This is a genomic window from Marmoricola endophyticus, assembly GCF_014644415.1.
GTDB classification, from domain to species: domain Bacteria; phylum Actinomycetota; class Actinomycetes; order Propionibacteriales; family Nocardioidaceae; genus Marmoricola; species Marmoricola endophyticus.
On record NZ_BMKQ01000001.1, the window covers coordinates 874,956 to 890,572 of the forward strand.

Annotated in this window: 14 protein-coding genes; 3 read left to right on the forward strand and 11 right to left on the reverse strand. The window is 72.6% G+C overall.

Annotated features, from left to right (window positions below; all coding sequences use genetic code 11):
* Window positions 1-6: 6 nt before the first annotated feature.
* From IEX42_RS04270 to IEX42_RS04305, 8 genes are all read right to left on the reverse strand, one after another.
* Window positions 7-615, reverse strand: a complete 609-nt coding sequence (locus IEX42_RS04270) for a TMEM175 family protein (RefSeq protein WP_188778524.1) — start codon at window positions 613-615, stop codon at window positions 7-9.
* Window positions 616-723: 108 nt separating this feature from the next.
* Complete coding sequence (locus IEX42_RS04275; RefSeq protein WP_229660586.1) at window positions 724-1,512, reverse strand: alpha/beta fold hydrolase; 789 nt, start codon at window positions 1,510-1,512, stop codon at window positions 724-726.
* 7 nt (window positions 1,513-1,519) lie between these two features.
* Window positions 1,520-2,344: an SDR family oxidoreductase gene (locus tag IEX42_RS04280; RefSeq protein ID WP_188778526.1), complete on the reverse strand. Its 825-nt coding sequence runs from the start codon at window positions 2,342-2,344 to the stop codon at window positions 1,520-1,522.
* Window positions 2,345-2,373: 29 nt separating this feature from the next.
* Complete coding sequence (locus tag IEX42_RS04285; protein WP_188778528.1) at window positions 2,374-3,444, reverse strand: CorA family divalent cation transporter; 1,071 nt, start codon at window positions 3,442-3,444, stop codon at window positions 2,374-2,376.
* Between the two features lie 199 nt (window positions 3,445-3,643).
* Window positions 3,644-5,368: a thiamine pyrophosphate-dependent enzyme gene (locus IEX42_RS04290; RefSeq protein ID WP_188778530.1), complete on the reverse strand. Its 1,725-nt coding sequence runs from the start codon at window positions 5,366-5,368 to the stop codon at window positions 3,644-3,646.
* Between the two features lie 42 nt (window positions 5,369-5,410).
* Entirely contained in the window at window positions 5,411-6,067 is a 657-nt protein-coding gene (locus tag IEX42_RS04295) for a 4a-hydroxytetrahydrobiopterin dehydratase (protein ID WP_188778532.1), read from the reverse strand.
* A gap of 14 nt (window positions 6,068-6,081) precedes the next feature.
* A complete protein-coding gene (locus IEX42_RS04300; protein ID WP_188778534.1) occupies window positions 6,082-7,665 on the reverse strand; it encodes an FMN-binding glutamate synthase family protein in 1,584 nt (527 codons plus the stop codon).
* Between the two features lie 30 nt (window positions 7,666-7,695).
* A complete protein-coding gene (locus tag IEX42_RS04305; RefSeq protein WP_188778536.1) occupies window positions 7,696-8,226 on the reverse strand; it encodes a GNAT family N-acetyltransferase in 531 nt (176 codons plus the stop codon).
* 146 nt (window positions 8,227-8,372) lie between these two features.
* Between IEX42_RS04305 and IEX42_RS04310 the strand changes: the two genes are divergently transcribed.
* The 3 genes from IEX42_RS04310 (at window position 8,373) to rpsT (ending at window position 10,881) form a co-directional block, all read left to right on the forward strand.
* Window positions 8,373-9,326: a phosphotransferase family protein gene (locus tag IEX42_RS04310; RefSeq protein ID WP_188778538.1), complete on the forward strand. Its 954-nt coding sequence runs from the start codon at window positions 8,373-8,375 to the stop codon at window positions 9,324-9,326.
* A gap of 134 nt (window positions 9,327-9,460) precedes the next feature.
* On the forward strand, window positions 9,461-10,483 hold the full coding sequence (locus IEX42_RS04315; protein WP_188778540.1) for a hypothetical protein: 1,023 nt from the start codon (window positions 9,461-9,463) through the stop codon (window positions 10,481-10,483).
* Between the two features lie 137 nt (window positions 10,484-10,620).
* The gene (gene rpsT, locus IEX42_RS04320) at window positions 10,621-10,881 is read left to right on the forward strand and encodes a 30S ribosomal protein S20 (RefSeq protein WP_188778542.1); all 261 of its coding nucleotides are present in this window, start codon (window positions 10,621-10,623) and stop codon (window positions 10,879-10,881) included.
* A 183-nt stretch (window positions 10,882-11,064) separates the two neighbouring features.
* On the opposite strand, the gene holA is transcribed toward rpsT, so the two are convergent.
* Genes holA through IEX42_RS04335 form a run of 3 tightly spaced genes read right to left on the reverse strand, consistent with a single transcriptional unit; the run spans window position 11,065 to window position 15,615 of the window.
* The gene (gene holA, locus IEX42_RS04325) at window positions 11,065-12,105 is read right to left on the reverse strand and encodes a DNA polymerase III subunit delta (RefSeq protein WP_188778544.1); all 1,041 of its coding nucleotides are present in this window, start codon (window positions 12,103-12,105) and stop codon (window positions 11,065-11,067) included.
* A gap of 31 nt (window positions 12,106-12,136) precedes the next feature.
* Window positions 12,137-14,455, reverse strand: coding sequence for a ComEC/Rec2 family competence protein (locus IEX42_RS04330; protein ID WP_188778546.1), 2,319 nt, complete (start codon window positions 14,453-14,455; stop codon window positions 12,137-12,139).
* A 5-nt stretch (window positions 14,456-14,460) separates the two neighbouring features.
* A complete protein-coding gene (locus IEX42_RS04335) occupies window positions 14,461-15,615 on the reverse strand; it encodes a ComEA family DNA-binding protein (RefSeq protein ID WP_188778548.1) in 1,155 nt (384 codons plus the stop codon).
* Window positions 15,616-15,617: the final 2 nt, after the last annotated feature.

Here is a 15,617-nt window from a genome sequence, read left to right on the forward strand (position 1 = left end):
ACCGGCTCAGCGACCGCGCCAGCGGCGCCACGCACCCACCAGCGGGTCGTCCAAGGCGACCAGCAGCATCGGCCAGTAGCTGAGCCACGGCAGGACCAGCATCAGCAGGAGGGCCAGGACGAACAGCGAGGCCGTGACCAGGGCGAAGAACGGTGCGGGTGCCCGGTCGGAGTCGCGGAGCCCACGGTTGCGGGCAACCGCCCAGGCGATGCCCGAGAGGAAGAGCGTGCTCACCACCATCGTCGCGACGTAGAACACCTTGATCCCGGGCTGCTCCCCCGCCTCGGCCACCAGCGAGGTCGGGAACGGCAGCAGCACGATCGAGAAGAGCCAGAGCACGAGGAACCGCGTCACCGCCGCGTCCGCGGCGACCAGGTCACGCACCAGGGCGTGCTGGACGAACCACAGCCGGGCGATCACCGCGAAGCTCAGCGCGAAGGCGATCAGCTCACGCACGTGCTCCTCGAGCAGGTGGGCCACCGACTCGTCCGGTCCGAGCTCTCGGGCGACGTCGACGAGCGGCAGCACCAGCAGGGTGATCGCGATCGCGACCACCGCGTCGACGAACGTCAGGAGCCGGTCGACGTCACGATCGCGCTCGCGCTGCTCAGCCACGCGCAGAGCGTAGGACCTGCTCGCCCTCGAGAAACGACCGCAGTGCCGCGAGCGTCTGGGACGGGGACTGCTCCGGCACGAAGTGCCCGCCGGGGAGGGGAACGCCGCTCAGCTGCGCGGCGTACGACGACCAGACGTCGAGCACGTCGTAGTGCCGGCCGACGAACCCGTCGGCTCCCCAGAGCACCTGGACCGGCAGGTCGAGGCGCCGACCGGTGTCGGCACGGTCGTGGTCCTGGTCGACACCCAGCGCCGCCGGTAGTCGCCGATCGTGCCCGCCAGGACCTCGGGCCGCTCGTGTGCCTTGACGTACCCCGCCAGGGCATCGGGGTGGAAGTCGCAGCCACCGGCGAGCGGGCCACCGAGGACCGTGCGGACCCAACCGGTCGGGTCGGCACCGAGCACGTTCTCGGGCACCGGAGCCGGCGCACCGAGCAGGAACCAGTGGAAGTACGCCCGGGCCAGCGCCTGGTCGGCGGTCTCCAGCACGTGCCTCGTCGGCACGATGTCGATCACCGCCAGGCCGGTCAGCCGCTCGGGGGCGTCCAGCGCGAGCCGGTGCCCGACCCGGGCGCCCCGGTCGTGCCCGACCAGCGCGAACCGGTCGTGACCGAGCGCGTCCATCACCGCCAGCTGGTCGGTGGCCATCGCACGCTTGGCGTACGCCGCTGAGCGCTCCCCCGGTGGCGGCGCGTCGGACTCGCCGTACCCGCGCAGGTCGGTGAGCACGACCGTGTGGTCGCGCGCCAGGTCCGGCGCGACGGCGTGCCACATGTGGTGGTCCTGCGGCCAGCCGTGGAGCAGCAGCACGGGCGGACCGTCGCCCGCCGTCCAGGTCGCGATGCGCACGCCGCCGGGTGTGACGACGTCGCGCCGGACGAACCCCTCGAGCAGCACGCCGGGCTCAGCCCTGGGCGAGCTCGGCGACGTCCTGCCACTCCCGCCACGTGGACAGGCGGGACTCATAGTCCTGCTCGGCGATGCCGAGCGGCGCGGTGCCGAAGAAGCAGCGCAGCGGCGGCTCGTCGGCGTCGACCAGCCGCAGCACGGCGGCAGCACTGGCCTTCGGGTCGCCCGCGGCCGCGGTGCGCTGTGCGCGCTGCTGCTGCGCCTTCTCGCGGAAGTCGTCGTACGCCGAGAGCTCCTCGGAGTGCGAGGCCGACGGTCCGGCCCAGTCGGTGGAGAAGCCGCCCGGCTCGATGAGCGTCACCTTGATGCCGAAGTCGGCGACCTCCTGCGACAGCGTCTGGCTGAACGCCTCGAGCGCCCACTTGGAGGCGTGGTAGGCGCCGACCAGCGGGAACGCCGTGATGCCGCCGATCGACGAGACCTGGAGGATGTGCCCGCTCCCCTGCTCGCGCATCAGCGGGAGCGCTGCCTGCGTCACCCACATCGCCCCGAAGAGGTTCGTCTCCATCTGACGGCGGAGGTCGGACTCGCTGAGCTCCTCGACCATCCCGAAGTGACCGTAGCCGGCGTTGTTGACGACGACGTCGAGCCGGCCGAAGTGCTGGTGTGCCTGCTGCACGGCGGCGAAGTCCGCGTCGCGGTCGGTCACGTCCAGCTGCAGCGGGAGCAGCGCGTCGCCGTAGGTCTCGACGAGGTCGTCGAGGGTCGAGGTGTCGCGGGCCGTGGCGGCGACCTTGTCGCCCCGCTCGAGGGCGGCGATCGCCCACTCCCGGCCGAAGCCGCGGGACGCGCCGGTGATGAACCAGTTCTTCGTAGCCATACCTCTCGTAACCGAGGGGGGACGGCGCATCATCCCGGCGTCCGCTCCGGCACCGCCCTCGTCCAGCGTCGGGCCACCAGGAAGACATAGACCGCCACGCTGGTCACGACCATCGATACGAGCATCGCATCGAAGCCGGCCCAGGTTCCTCCGCCCGGGAGTGCGGTGTTGGCGCCGAAGATGCCCGCGATCAGCGTGGGCACAAGCAGCAGTGCCGTGACCTTCTCGAGCCGGCCCTGGAAGACCTGGTCACGCTGCGCGCGCTGCTCAGCCATGTAGCCCTGGAAGGCCACTCGGTCCATCGAGACCAGCTCCATCGATGCCCGGATGCCCTCCAGGAGTACGCCGCAGCGCTTGAGCCCTGAATCCATGAGGTCGTCCACGCGAGTCTCGAGCGGTGCCGCGACGGCGTTGCGGAACCGGTGCTCGTCCGGACGGAGCATCAGCCGGGCGTTCTCGAAGGCGCTGAGCCGACGACGGATCTCGTTGACCGTGGACAGCAGGACCTTGAGGTCGCGGGTGTCCGCTTGGTCGACAGCCACCCGCTCTCGCGACGCGGAGTGGTAGTGCTGCTCCCACCGCTGCAGACCGTGCTCGAGCTCGGCGACACACCGACGTGAGCGCACGAGGAGGCCCGCGACCACGGCCGAGGCGAGATCGGCAGCGGTCTCGCAGTCCTGCGACGTCCAGGTCCGGCACGCGTCCCTCACCACGTCCTCGTGGAGGATCGGCTCACCATCGGTGGCCTCGTCCAGCCCGTGCAGGAGTCGACTGCGCTGCCAGCACGAGACCAGCAGCCGGCTCCCGACGAGGGTCTCGACCATCTGCACGACCAGGCTTCCGGGACCGCGATCGATCGTCGGTCCCGGCTGAAGGTCGAAACCGACGAACGAGGCGTTACGGAACTCCTCCGCCCGGTCATGGGTCTTGGCGAGCTCGTCGCGCTCGAGCAGGTCGACGACGTCCTCGAGACTGAGCGTCGGCGCAAGCGACGACAAGGCCGCAAACGCCTCCGAGGGGTCGGCATCGGCCTGCACGTCCACCCACAGGATGCTGACGGCGACCTCGGGCAGTGCAGCCGGGAGGCCCTCGAGCCTCACCGGCGCCTCCCCCGGGGTGCAGACGTATGCCGTGCAGAGCCCACTGTCGGACGAGCTGGACGGTTGAGGTTCCATCGACGTGCCTCCGAAACGACGACCGACGACGCCTCACCGCCGGGTGACCTCGGCATTGTGCGACCGCGACCGACCGGTTGTTCACCGATTCGCCGAACAGAGGGCCCAGCGGATCCCGCCGACGTCACTCGGGAGCGACCACGAACTCCTTGGTCTTCGCGATCGCGAAGCCCCAGCCCTGGGAGACCGTCGGCTTCGGCGGGATGGAGACCTCGTCGGGGTTGGTGAGGACGTCGAGGAGGACGGGCCCGTCGTGGGCGAAGGCCTCCTTCACCGCGCCGTCCACGTCGCCGGGGTCGGCGACCCGGATGCCCTTCATGCCGATCGCCTCGGCCAGCTTGGCGAAGTCGGGGTTGTGCAGCACGGTGCCGAACTCGGCCAGACCCGCCTGCTCCATCTCCAGCTTGACCATGCCCAGCCGGCCGTTGTCGAACACGACGACCTTCACCGGGAGGTTCTGCGCGACCGCGGTGATCAGGTCGCCCATCAGCATGGTCAGCCCACCGTCCCCGGAGAACGAGACCACCTGGCGCGACCGGTCGAGCGCCTGCGCGCCCAGTGCCTGCGGCATCGCGTTGGCCATCGACCCGAGGTTGTAGGAGCCGATCAGCCGACGAGCGCCGGTGAAGCGGACGAAGCGGGACAGCCACACCGTCGACATCCCGGTGTCGGTGGTGAAGATGGTGTCGTCGTCGGCGTGCTTCTCGACGGCCGCGGCGACGACCTCCGGACGGATCCGGTGGTCGGGGTTGTCGGCCTTGCTGCGCAGCCTCCCGAGCAACTTCTTGTCGTGCTTGGGATCCGCGAGCCGCGCCTGCAGGTGGCCCCACTCCTCGTAGATCTTGCGCGCCGCCTTGAGGTGCTTGGCCGACCGCTTCCTCGCCACCAGCGGGGTGAGCGCCTCCAGGGTCAGTCGCGCGTCGCCGACCACGGGGTGCGTGACCTGGGTACGACGGCCGATGTGTGCCGGGCGGGAGTCGATCTGGATGACCGTCTTCCCCTTGGGGTAGAACTCCTTGTACGGGAAGTCGGTGCCCACCATCAGCAGCACGTCGCACGCCGCGAACGCCTCGGTGGTCGCGGGGTTGCCGATCAGCCCGGACTGGCCGACCTCGTACGGGTTGTCCTGCTCGAAGCCCTCCTTCGCCTTCAGCGACAGCACCATCGGCGCGTTGAGCTTGTCGGCCAGCGCCAGCACCTCCTCGCGTGCCGGGCGCGCCCCGGCCCCGACCAGCATGGTCACCCGGTCGCCGGCGTCGATCGCCTTCGCCGCGGCGTGCACCTCGGCGGCGTCCGCAGACCCCAGCGGCGCAGGGCCGACGAAGGTCGGGGTACGGGTGCCGTGCGGCACGTCCAGCGACCCGACGTCTCCGGGCACGCTGAGCACGGCGACCCCACGCTGACCCAGCGCGGCGTTGACGCCCGACTCGAGCAGCTCGGGCAGCTGGTCGGGGTGGGTCAGCGTCTGCGTCCAGACCGCGACGTCGGCGAAGAGCTTGTCGTTGTCGACCTCCTGGAAGAAGTCCTGCCCCATCTCCTCGCGCGGGACCTGGCCGACGATCGCGAGCACCGGGGCGTGGGACTTCTTGGCGTCGTAGAGCCCGTTGAGCAGGTGGATGGCCCCCGGCCCGACCGTGCCCATGCAGACCGCCAGGTCGTCGGTCAGCTGCGCCTGGGCGCTGGCGGCGAAGGCCCCCGCCTCCTCGTGGCGCACCCCGACCCACTCCACGCGGTCCTCGCGACGGATGGCGTCGGTGATCGGGTTGAGCGCGTCGCCGACCACCCCCCACACGCTCTTCACGCCGTGCTCGGCGAGCGCGTCGATGATCAGCTCGGCAACAGTGGTCACAGGGGGTCTCCTCGGTTCGGGTCGGTCGGGCGGGGCCGTCGGCTACTCGCCGCGTCCCTGCCAGGTGGTCAGGCAGGCCTGGTTGCCCTGGGCGTCGGCCAGCACCCAGTACGCCGGCGCGGCGTCGTCGGAGACCAGCGTGCCGCCGGCCTCGAGCGCGGCCTCGATCCTGGCGTCGACGACCTCGGGAGGCACGCGTACGTCCAGGTGCCAGCGCTGGTGCGGCGTCTCGTGGTCGTCGGACTCCTGGAACCAGATCGTCGGGTGGTTGCCGTCCGGGGCGACGACCTCGTCCTCGTCGACCTCCCAGTCCAGCAGCGCCGCCCAGAAGTCGCGGATCTCGGCGTGGTCGGGGGTGTCGAGGCTCAGCTCAAGGCCCCAGACCTGGTCGGGGCGCGCCGCGGCCCCCGCCTCGGCGGCGAGCGCGGAGATCGTCCGGGCCATGTCGATGTCGCGGGAGGTGATCCCGCCGACGTCGTGGCTGGTCAGCCGCACGTCGAGCGTCGGGTAGGTCAGGTCGAGGTCGGGGTGGTGCTGCACCTCCTCGGCCTTCTCGCCGATCCGGTTGACCAGCGCCAGCCCGGTCGCGAAGTCGCCGGTCTCGAAGCGGGCGTGCAGCACGTCGAACACGATCCGCCAGTCGGCCAGCACGGCCTCCTCGACGTCGCTGGCACCCAGCAGGGTCTTCTCGTCGGCCATCTCGCGCTCCTCGTCTAGGGGACGAACCGGTCAGGGTCGGCCTGTACCCAGTCCGCGGCCCACGACTCGGGTGGGTTCTCGAGCAGGGCGCCGGGCTCGAGGTACTCGACGATCTCGTCGTACGACGCGATGTCCCCGTGCCCGATCCGGCGGCGCAGCATGTGCGGACGCAGCTCGTCGAACGACGACAGCCCCATCGAGGCGAGCACCTGCATCGCCTGCTCGACCGTGTGCTTCTGGTACGACGTGACGCGCTCGCTCTTGCTCGCGACGTCCAGGGCCCGCATCCGCTTCGGGTCCTGGGTCGCGACGCCGACCGGGCAGGTGTTGGTGTGGCACTCCTGGGCCTGGATGCAGCCGACCGCCATCATCATCGCCCGCGCCGCGTTGAGGTAGTCGGCACCCTGGAGGATCCGCTTGACCACGTCGACGCCCGTGGCCACCTTCCCGGAGGCACCGATGGCGATCCGGTCGCGCAGCCCGACGCCGACGAGGGCGTTGTGCACGACGGCAAGGCCCTCGGTCAGCGGCATCCCGACGTGGTCGGAGTACTCCACCGGCGCGGCGCCCGTGCCGCCCTCGGCGCCGTCGACCGTGATCATGTCGGGGTAGGTCTGCTCCTCGAGCATGGCCTTGCAGATGGCCAGCACGTCGCGCCGCGAACCCACGCACAGCTTGAAGCCGGTCGGCTTCCCGCCGGCGAGGTTCCGCATGTGCGCCATGAACCGGACCAGCTCGCGCGGGGTCGAGAAGACCTGGTGGTACGCCGGGGAGATCACCGTCTGGCCCTGCGGGACGTCGCGGGTCTCGGCGATCTCCTTGGTGACCTTCGCCCCGGGAAGCACGCCGCCGATGCCGGGCTTCGCGCCCTGGCTGAGCTTCAGGTGCACCATCTTCACCTGGTCGTCGGCGGCCTTGCGCGAGAACTCGTCGGGGTCGAAGTCGCCGTCGTCGGTGCGGCAGCCGAAGTAGCCCGAGCCGACCTCCCAGACGAGGTCGCCGCCACCCTTGCGGTGGTACGGGCTGATCGCCCCCTCTCCCGTGTCGTGGGCGAACCCGCCCGCGGCCGCGCCCTTGTTCAGCGCCTCGATCGCGTTGGCGGACAGCGACCCGAAGCTCATCGCCGAGACGTTGAGCAGCGCCATGTCGTACGGCTTGGTGCAGTCCGGGCCGCCGATGCGGACCCGCGGCGGAGCATCCATCGGCTTCACCGGAGCGGTGGAGTGGACGAGGTACTCGTAGCCGACCTGGTAGAGGTCGCGCTCGGTGCCGAACGGGTGCTCCTCCTTGGTGCCCTTGGCCTGCTGGTAGATCACCGTGCGCGTGTTGCGGTCGTAGGGGCGGCCGTCGAAGTTGCGCTCGATGAAGTACTGCTGCAGCTCGGGCCGCAGCGACTCCATGAGGAACCGCATGTGCCCGAGGATCGGGTAGTTGCGCAGGATCGAGTGCTTGGTCTGCACCAGGTCGTAGACCCCCAGCGCGACCAGGCCGGCGAGGATCACCAGCAGCACGATCCACGCCCAGCTGCCGATCGCGGCGATGACGCCGACGACGACGAGGAGCAGGCTGAGGACACCGATCAGGAAGAAGCGAAGCACGCCGTCGAACCTAGACCCGTGCACCGACCGTCACGAGGTGGGCACCCAGAACCGGAGCTTCCCGCCGCGCTGGTCCTCGAGCTCCCCGCCGTTGCTCACGATCGTCCGGCGCGACGCCTCGTTGTCGGTGTCACAGGTGACCAGCGCCGGGTCGATGCCCAGGTCGTGGGCCACGGGGAGGGCGGCGGCCAGCATCGCGGTCGCGTGGCCCCGACGGCGGGCCGAACGGCGGACGTCGTACCCGATGTGGCCGCCGAGCTCGCGCAGAAACGGTGTCGAGAGCTCGTGGCGGATCGCGATCCGGCCGAGCCAGGCGGCTGCGTCGACCCACCACAGCGAGGTCGAGCACACGTAGTGCGCGAAGCGCGGGGTGTGCCGCTCCGCGACCAGCGCCTCGACGTACGCCGCGAAGCCGTCGGCGCTGTGCCAGGTCGAGGAGTACGTCGCGAGGTCGTTGCCGACCATCGACCCGTCCCCCGCACGCCCCTCGGCCGCGAACTCCTCCATCGCGGCGAGGAACGACTCCCGGTAGCGGACGTCGGGGGTCACCAGCTCGGCCATGGGGCCTATCGTCGCGCCTTCGTCAGCGAGGTACCGCCACCACGGAGGTCGAGACTGTCGAGACCACCGCCACCACGGTGGTCGAGCCCGACGCGAGCGCAGCGAGCGAGGACGTCGAGACCACCGCCGTGGCAGCATCAGCGCCGATGAGCCAGCCCACGCCCCGCGTCGACCTCCCGCAGGTGCCGCACGGGGCGACCGCCCAGCGGCTCACCTGGCGCTTCCTGCCGCGAGCGCTGCGAGCGGCGGTGGAGCAGCGTCTCGGTGGCGAGGTCGTCGCCGACGAGTCCAAGGAGTCGGGCTTCACCACCGGCTTCGCCTCCGTGCTGCGTACGGCTGACGGCGGCAGCGTCTTCCTCAAGGCCGCCAGCGTGGTGGCCCAGGAGCAGGTGGCGGCGGCGTACCGCGACGAGATCACGGTCCTGCGGGCGCTCGCGGCCCACGACCGAGCACTGCCGATGCCGCGGCCGCTGTGGGTGCTCGACGACGACGCGTGGGTCGCGATCGGCTTCGAGGTGGTCGAGGGCCGACCGCCTCGGCGACCGTGGCGCGCGGTCGAGCTGGAGCGTGCGCTCGACCTCGCCGAGGAGATCGCCGCGGCGACCGACCCCGTCCCGGCCGGCCTCGCGCTGCGGACGATCAGTGAGGCGGAGCCCTCGCTGCTGCACGCCTGGGAGATGCTCCCGGACCGACCGCACCGGGACGAGGCGCTGGCGCTCGCGTCGTCGTACGCCGACCTGCCGCTCACCGCCTTCTGCCACAGCGACCTGCGCGACGACAACGTGCTGCTGGACGACGGGTCGGCGTACGCCGTCGACTGGAACCACGCCTGCCTCTCCACACCCTGGCAGGACACCGTCGACCTGCTGGTCTCGGCGTACGGCGACGGCCTCGACGTCGAGGAGGTCCTCGCCCGCCGGGCGCTGACCCGCGACGTCGACCCCGAGCACGTCGACCGTTGGCTCGCCGCGCTGTCCGGCTTCATGGCCGACGCCGCGCTGCGCCCGGCCCCGCTGAACTCGCCGCACCTGCGGACGCACAGCCGGTGGTACGCCGAGGCGACCTGGCGCTGGCTCGGCGAGCGGCGCAGATGGCACTGAGGCGGATCGACGGCACGGTTCGAGACGATCAGCCGTTGACCGCGACCCGCGGCGGTCGGTAAGCCGGAGTCGTCGCTCCCGACCCCGGGGGCACGCCGCCGTCTCGGGCGGTCATCGATCACCAGGAGTGATGAATGACCACAGCACGACCCCTCTCCCCGGCACGGCGCCTGACCGGCGCCCTGCTGGGTACGACGACCGCCGCCGTCGTCGGTCTCTCCCTCGTCGCCGCGCCCGCTGCCACCGCGGCTGCGGGCGACGGTCCCGACACCACGACCGGCCAGCGGCTCGAGGCGTACCAGGCCCGGCACGACCTGCCCGCCACCGGACGGACGGACGCCGCGACCGCCCGGTCGCTGCGGTCCGCCTCGCGCGCCGAGCTGGCGCGGATCTACCCCGCCGCGCAGGCGTCGGCGACTCTCAGCGGGCAGGAGTGCACCAACGCGCGCACCGTCATCGGCGTCGGCAAGGGCAAGGGCATCCCGCGTCGCGGGATCGAGATCGCGCTGATGACCGCGATGCAGGAGTCGAAGTTCGTCAACTACACCACCGCCGTCGACCACGACTCGCTCGGCATCTTCCAGCAGCGGCCGAGCACCGGGTGGGGCACGCCGGCGCAGATCACCAACGTCGTCACCTCGACGCAGTCGTTCTACGGCGTCGCCGCGTACGGCTCGAACGCCGGTCTGCTGCAGATCCCGAGCTGGCAGACCCGGGACCGCGGTGAGGTCGCGCAGGCCGTACAGGTCTCGGCGTACCCCGACCGATACGACCAGTGGACCGACTGGGCGGTGAGCTTCTACGACCAGCAGGCGGGCAGCACCGCCGCGATCACCGGCGACAGCGGCAGCGCCAGCCCTTGCGCCGGCGGCGGCAGTGGCGCCGGGAAGTACTACGTCGACACCTACGCCGACGCTCCCGTGTACGCCTCCCCGACCAGCACCGCGCAGACCGGCACGCTGTACGGCGGTACTAGCTACGTCTACTGCAAGGCGTACGGCCGCCAGGTCGGCAGCGGTGGCTCGTACAACCACTACTGGCTGCGCACCGACCCCGACCAGGGCCCCGGCGGCCAGTACGTCTCGGCCTACTACCTCAGCCGCTGGGGCAACGACGAGGCGAAGGACAACAACGGGGCCGTGATCCCGGACTGCTGAGCGGATTTGGGGGGCGCGACGCGCCGCTGATACCTTTGGCGCTTGTGCCCGGCGGGCCAGGTGGCTCGTCGCGCCCTCCCGACTCGCAGCAGAGTTTCAATCGCACCCGCACCACGACCCACACGAAGAGGCAATCAGTGGCCAACATCAAGTCGCAGATCAAGCGCATCCGGCAGAACGACGCCGCCCACGAGTACAACAAGGCGATCAAGTCGGCGCTGAAGACCTCGGCTCGCCGCTTCCGCCAGGCCGCGGACGCCGGCGACAAGGAGCAGGCCACCGCGCTCGCGCAGGAGGCGTCCAAGCGCCTCGACAAGGCTGCTTCCAAGGGCGTCATCCACAAGAACCAGGCGGCCAACCGCAAGTCGGCCATCGCCAAGCGGGCCGCTTCTCTCTGAGCGCCGCGCCGCGCCGACGAGGCGTCGACCCTCCCGCACGGGAGCCGGTCGGCGCCTCTTCTGCTGTGCGTGGGTGGTCGAGCCGGATGCGAGCGCAGCGAGCGAGGCGATGCCCTGAGCAGCGACCGAGGAACGAGGCCGCGCGTCGAAGGGACGTCGAGACCACCGAGCCGCGGACCCGGGTCAGCGACCGGTGTCGGCCAACCCGGCGACGCTGAGCACGAGCTGCTCCAGGGTCCACGACGCGTCGTGCGCGCGGCCCTTGATGTCGGCGTCGGCCCGGGCGACGAGGCGGATCGCCGCTCCGAGCCGGTCGGCGTCCCAGACCCGCAGCTGGTTGCGCAGGACGCGCAGCTTCCACGGCGGCGCCCCGATCAGCCGGGCGATCTCACCGTCGCTGCGACCGCGCGGGGCGGCGGCGTACTTGGTGAGCTGGCGCAGGCCGTTGGTCAGCGCCGAGGTGACCAGCACCGCGGGGAGGTCGGTGACGATCCCCCAGCGCAGCTCCTCGAGGGCGGCGGCGGTGCGCCCGAAGATCGCGTGCTCGGCGATGTCGAAGGAGCGGGCCTCCGCGCGTCCGCCGAAGTACCTCTTGACCAGCTCGGTCGTCACCGTGACCGGCTGGCGGCCGTCCGGCCCGGCGGCCACCGAGGCGTCGCTGGCCAGCTGCTCGCAGGCCGCGGCGAGCCCGCGCAGGTCGGCACCGACCGCGCTGACCAGGGCGGTCGCCGCCTCGGGCTCGATCCGGGTGCGGTGACGACGCAGCTCGGCGTTGACGTACTGCGGCAGCTCGCCGCCCTTCAACGACGCCGAGCGCATCTCGAGCACCCCGAGCTTGCGCAGCTTGGTGAGCACCCCGGAGCCCTTCTGGCCGCCGGAGTGGGCGAGCACCAGGGCGACGTCCTCGACCGGCGAGGCGACGTAGCCGAGCACCGGGTCGACCGACTCCTCCGGCAGGTCCTCCAGCCGGCGCACGAGGACGAACCGGGTGCTGGAAAACAGCGACGGCGCGCTGAGCTCGCCCAGGCTGGCCAGGGTCAGCTGGTCACCGGTCGTCTCGCTGAGCTCCGCCTCCGGGTCGGCCTCGCGGACGTGGTCGCGAGCCGTGGCGATCGCGCGCTCGTTGAGGAACTCCTCGGGCCCGGCCACCAGCAGCACCCGGCCGAGCAGCTCGCGCGGGACCTGGTCGAGGGTCTTCGCGGCGGGGGCCGTACGCGCTGGCATGACGGCACTCTCTCACCCGCCACCGACAGCACTACCTGCTCCCGGTGACCCGCAGGCCGTCGGGCCCGGCGAGGACGGCGACGTCGCCGACCTGGTCGGTACGACGCACCGAGGCGCCCGCGCGCCGCAGCAGGTCCAGCGTGCGCGGAGCCGGGTGCCCGTAGTCGTTGTCCTCGCCCACCGAGATCACCGCCAGCCGTGGGTGGAGCCCGACGACGAGGTCGGGGTCCTGCTTGGCCGAGCCGTGGTGCGCCACCTTGAGCACGTCGACCCCGCTCACCCCGAGTCCCGCGAGCTCGGCAGCGAGGTCCTCCTGCACCTCGGTCTCCTGGTCGCCCATCAGCAGCAGGCTGATCCCGTGGCTGCGGACCAGCAGCACGATGCTGGCGTCGTTGGGCGGTGAGTCCGAGGAGCCGGACGGCTGGTGCTCAGGGGCGAGGACGGTCCAGCGCAGGTCGGCGACCGCGCCGCGCTCGCCCAGGACGGCACGGCGTACGGGCACGTGCGCCTCGGCTGCCTCCTCGGCGACCTCGCGCGCCTGTCCCTCCGGCTCGTCCAGCGTGGTCACCTCGACCGCCCCGACGTCACGGCCCTTCAGCACCCCGGCCAGGCCGCCGGCGTGGTCGTCGTGGAAGTGGGTGAGCACGACGAGCGGGACGCGGCGTACGCCCAGGCGACGCAGGCAGCGGTCCATCGCGGCCGGGTCGGGGCCGGTGTCGACCACGACGCCGGCGTGGTCGCCGGCGTTGAGGACCAGCCCGTCCCCCTGCCCCACGTCGCAGGCGACCATCACCCAGTCCTGCGGCGGCCAGCCCGGGTGCGGCAGGGGCGCCACGAGCAGCACGACCGCAGCGACCCCACCGACGACGGTCACCGAGCGGCGGGCGAGCAGCGGCGCCAGGCCGACGGCGAGCAGCAGGCAGATCAGGGTGAGGAGCAGGATCGAGGCCGGTCGGGCCGACCACTCCACCGCCGCGCTGGGCAGTGCGGCCGCGTGGTGCGCGACCGCGATGATCCAGCGCCCGCACCAGCCCGCCACGGCCCCGGGCACCCGGCCCAGCGGCTCGCTGAGCACCGCGACCAGGCCGCCACCGAGGCCCAGGACGGTGGCAGGGGCGACCACGGGCGCCGCGACCAGGTTGGCCGCGACGGCGACCAGGCTGACCTGGCCGGAGATCGCGGCGACGACCGGCGTGCAGGCCAGCTGCGCGGCCAGCGGGACGGCCACCGCCTCGGCGGCCCAGCGCGGCAGCCAGCGGGCGAGCGCGTCTCGCCAGCCGGGCGCGAGGAACAGGATCCCCGCGGTCGCGAGCACCGACAGCGCGAACCCTGCCTGCACCGCCAGCCAGGGGTCGAGGAGCAGCAGGACCAGCACGGCCAGGCCGAGCGCTCGGGTGCCGCGCTCGCGGCCCGCGCTGCCCATCCCGAGCAGCGCCACCGACCCCATCACCGCCGCGCGGAGCACGCTCGGCTCCGGCCGGGCCAGCAGCACGAACCCGACCACTCCCAGCGCACCGACCGCCACCAGTCCGCGGGCCCGCACGCCGCACCCGCGCGCCAGCAGCAGGAGCGCGCCGACGACCAGCGTGAGGTTGGTCCCGGAGACCGCGAGGAGGTGGGTCAGGCCCGTGGTGCGGAAGTCGTCCTGCGTCTCCTGCGGCAGTCCCGAGTCGTCGCCGTCGACGAGGGCCGGGATCAGCGCGCGTGGCTCCTGCGGCTGGTGGGCCACCGCGTCCCGGACGCCCTCACGCACCCGTTCGGCGACACGGAGTGCAGGCCCCTGCCTCGCGACGACCACCGGGTGGGTCCGTACGGAGACCACGGCGGCCAGGTCGCGGCCCTCGGCACGCTGCAGGCGGGCGTCGACGCGCACGCTCTCGCCGAGCCGGACCCCGCGCCACGACTCCGAGCCGATCACCAGCACCGGGGCGTCGAGGTCGTGCCACCGCGTGCCGCGCGAGGTGATCGAGGTCACCGTCGCCCGCACGATCACGTAGCCCCCGAACCGGCCCTCGCGCAGCACCGGGTCGCTGGACACGTGCAGGACCAGCCGGGCCGAGGAGTCCTGCCGGGCCAGCGCGGGTACGGGGCCGGTGGCGACCTCGTGCACGTGCAGCGCCGCACCGGCGGCCACCGCCGCAGCCACCGCCGCCCAGCCGAGGTACCCGACGCCGGCCCGGCCGGCACGTCGTCGTACCCACGGGAGGGCCAGCAGCAGTGGCACCCCGAGCAGCCCCCACCACGCGCGGCCGGGCAGCAGCAGCCCGGCGAGGGCGGAGAGCCAGGCGACCGCCCCGAGCGCAGGGGCCCGCAGGTCCCGAGGCCGCTCGGGAGGGTCCGCGGCGGCCACGGCCGTCAGACGGTGACGCCCGGCTTGATGTCGGCCAGGGTCTTCTCCCCGATGCCGTCGACGTCGAGCAGCTGGTCGACCGAGGTGAAGCCCCCGTGGCTCGTGCGGTAGTCGATGATCTTCTGCGCCGTCACCTCCCCCACTCCCGGGAGCGTGTCGAGCGCGGCAGCGTCGGCGGTGTTGAGGTTCACCAGCTGCCCGCTGCCGGACCCGGTGGTGCTGCCCGAGGGCGACCCGCTCCCGGCGGTCGGCGCCCCGGCCGCGCCCTTCACGCCGACCAGGATCTGCTCGCCGTCCACGAGCACCCGGGCCAGGTTGAGGCTGGTCAGGCTCACCCCCACGCGTGGTCCCCCGGCCCGCTCGATCGCCTCGTGCACGCGCGACCCCGCGGGCAGGGTGACGATCCCGGGTCGGCGGACGCGCCCGGCGACGTCGACCACCACCGAGCCACCGGCCGCCGTCGGGGCTGCCGACGCAGCCGTCCCGGGGGCAGCGGCAGCCGTGGTCGGTGCGCCCGAGGCCAGCGCCGCCGGCGAGGCCGACGCCGGCGCCTGCACCCGCGCCGCCGGCACCGGGTCCCCGTCCCCCGAGCGCAGCGACGTCCAGCCGACGATGCCGACGGCCAGCACGGCGACGACGACCAGTGCCGCGACGGCTCGACCGGACAGTGCCACCCGCCCCCGCAGGGTCTCCGGCAGCCGGTCGGCCAACCAGGCCGTGGCCCCCGCCGGTGCGGGCTCGGTCTCGTCCTCGACGTCGAGCACGCCGCGTCGTACGTCCCGCTCGTCGCCTCGCAGCGGGTCCACCCGCAGCGGAGCGGTCTCGTAGGCGTACCCCGACTCCCCCGCCCGCTCCTCGCCCGCCCAGGACGTGCTCGGCCCGAAGGCCGGTCGCTGCGACCACCCCCGGTCCTCCTCGAGCATCCCGGGCCGGCCCGCCCGCAGCGGCGGTCGCTCGCGCTGCGCAGCCGGGCGGGGCTGCTGACGGTGCTGGCCGGGCTCCCGGAGGGTACGACCGGCAGTGTCGCCCCGCTCGGAGTCGGTCGGGCCGGCGTCGCCCGCCTCGTCCCGGAGTCCGGCCAGCTCGGCCTCGAGCAGTGCCATGCGGCGGCGGGCCACCGCGGCCACCTGGTCGCGCTCACGACGACGGCTCCTGCCCATCG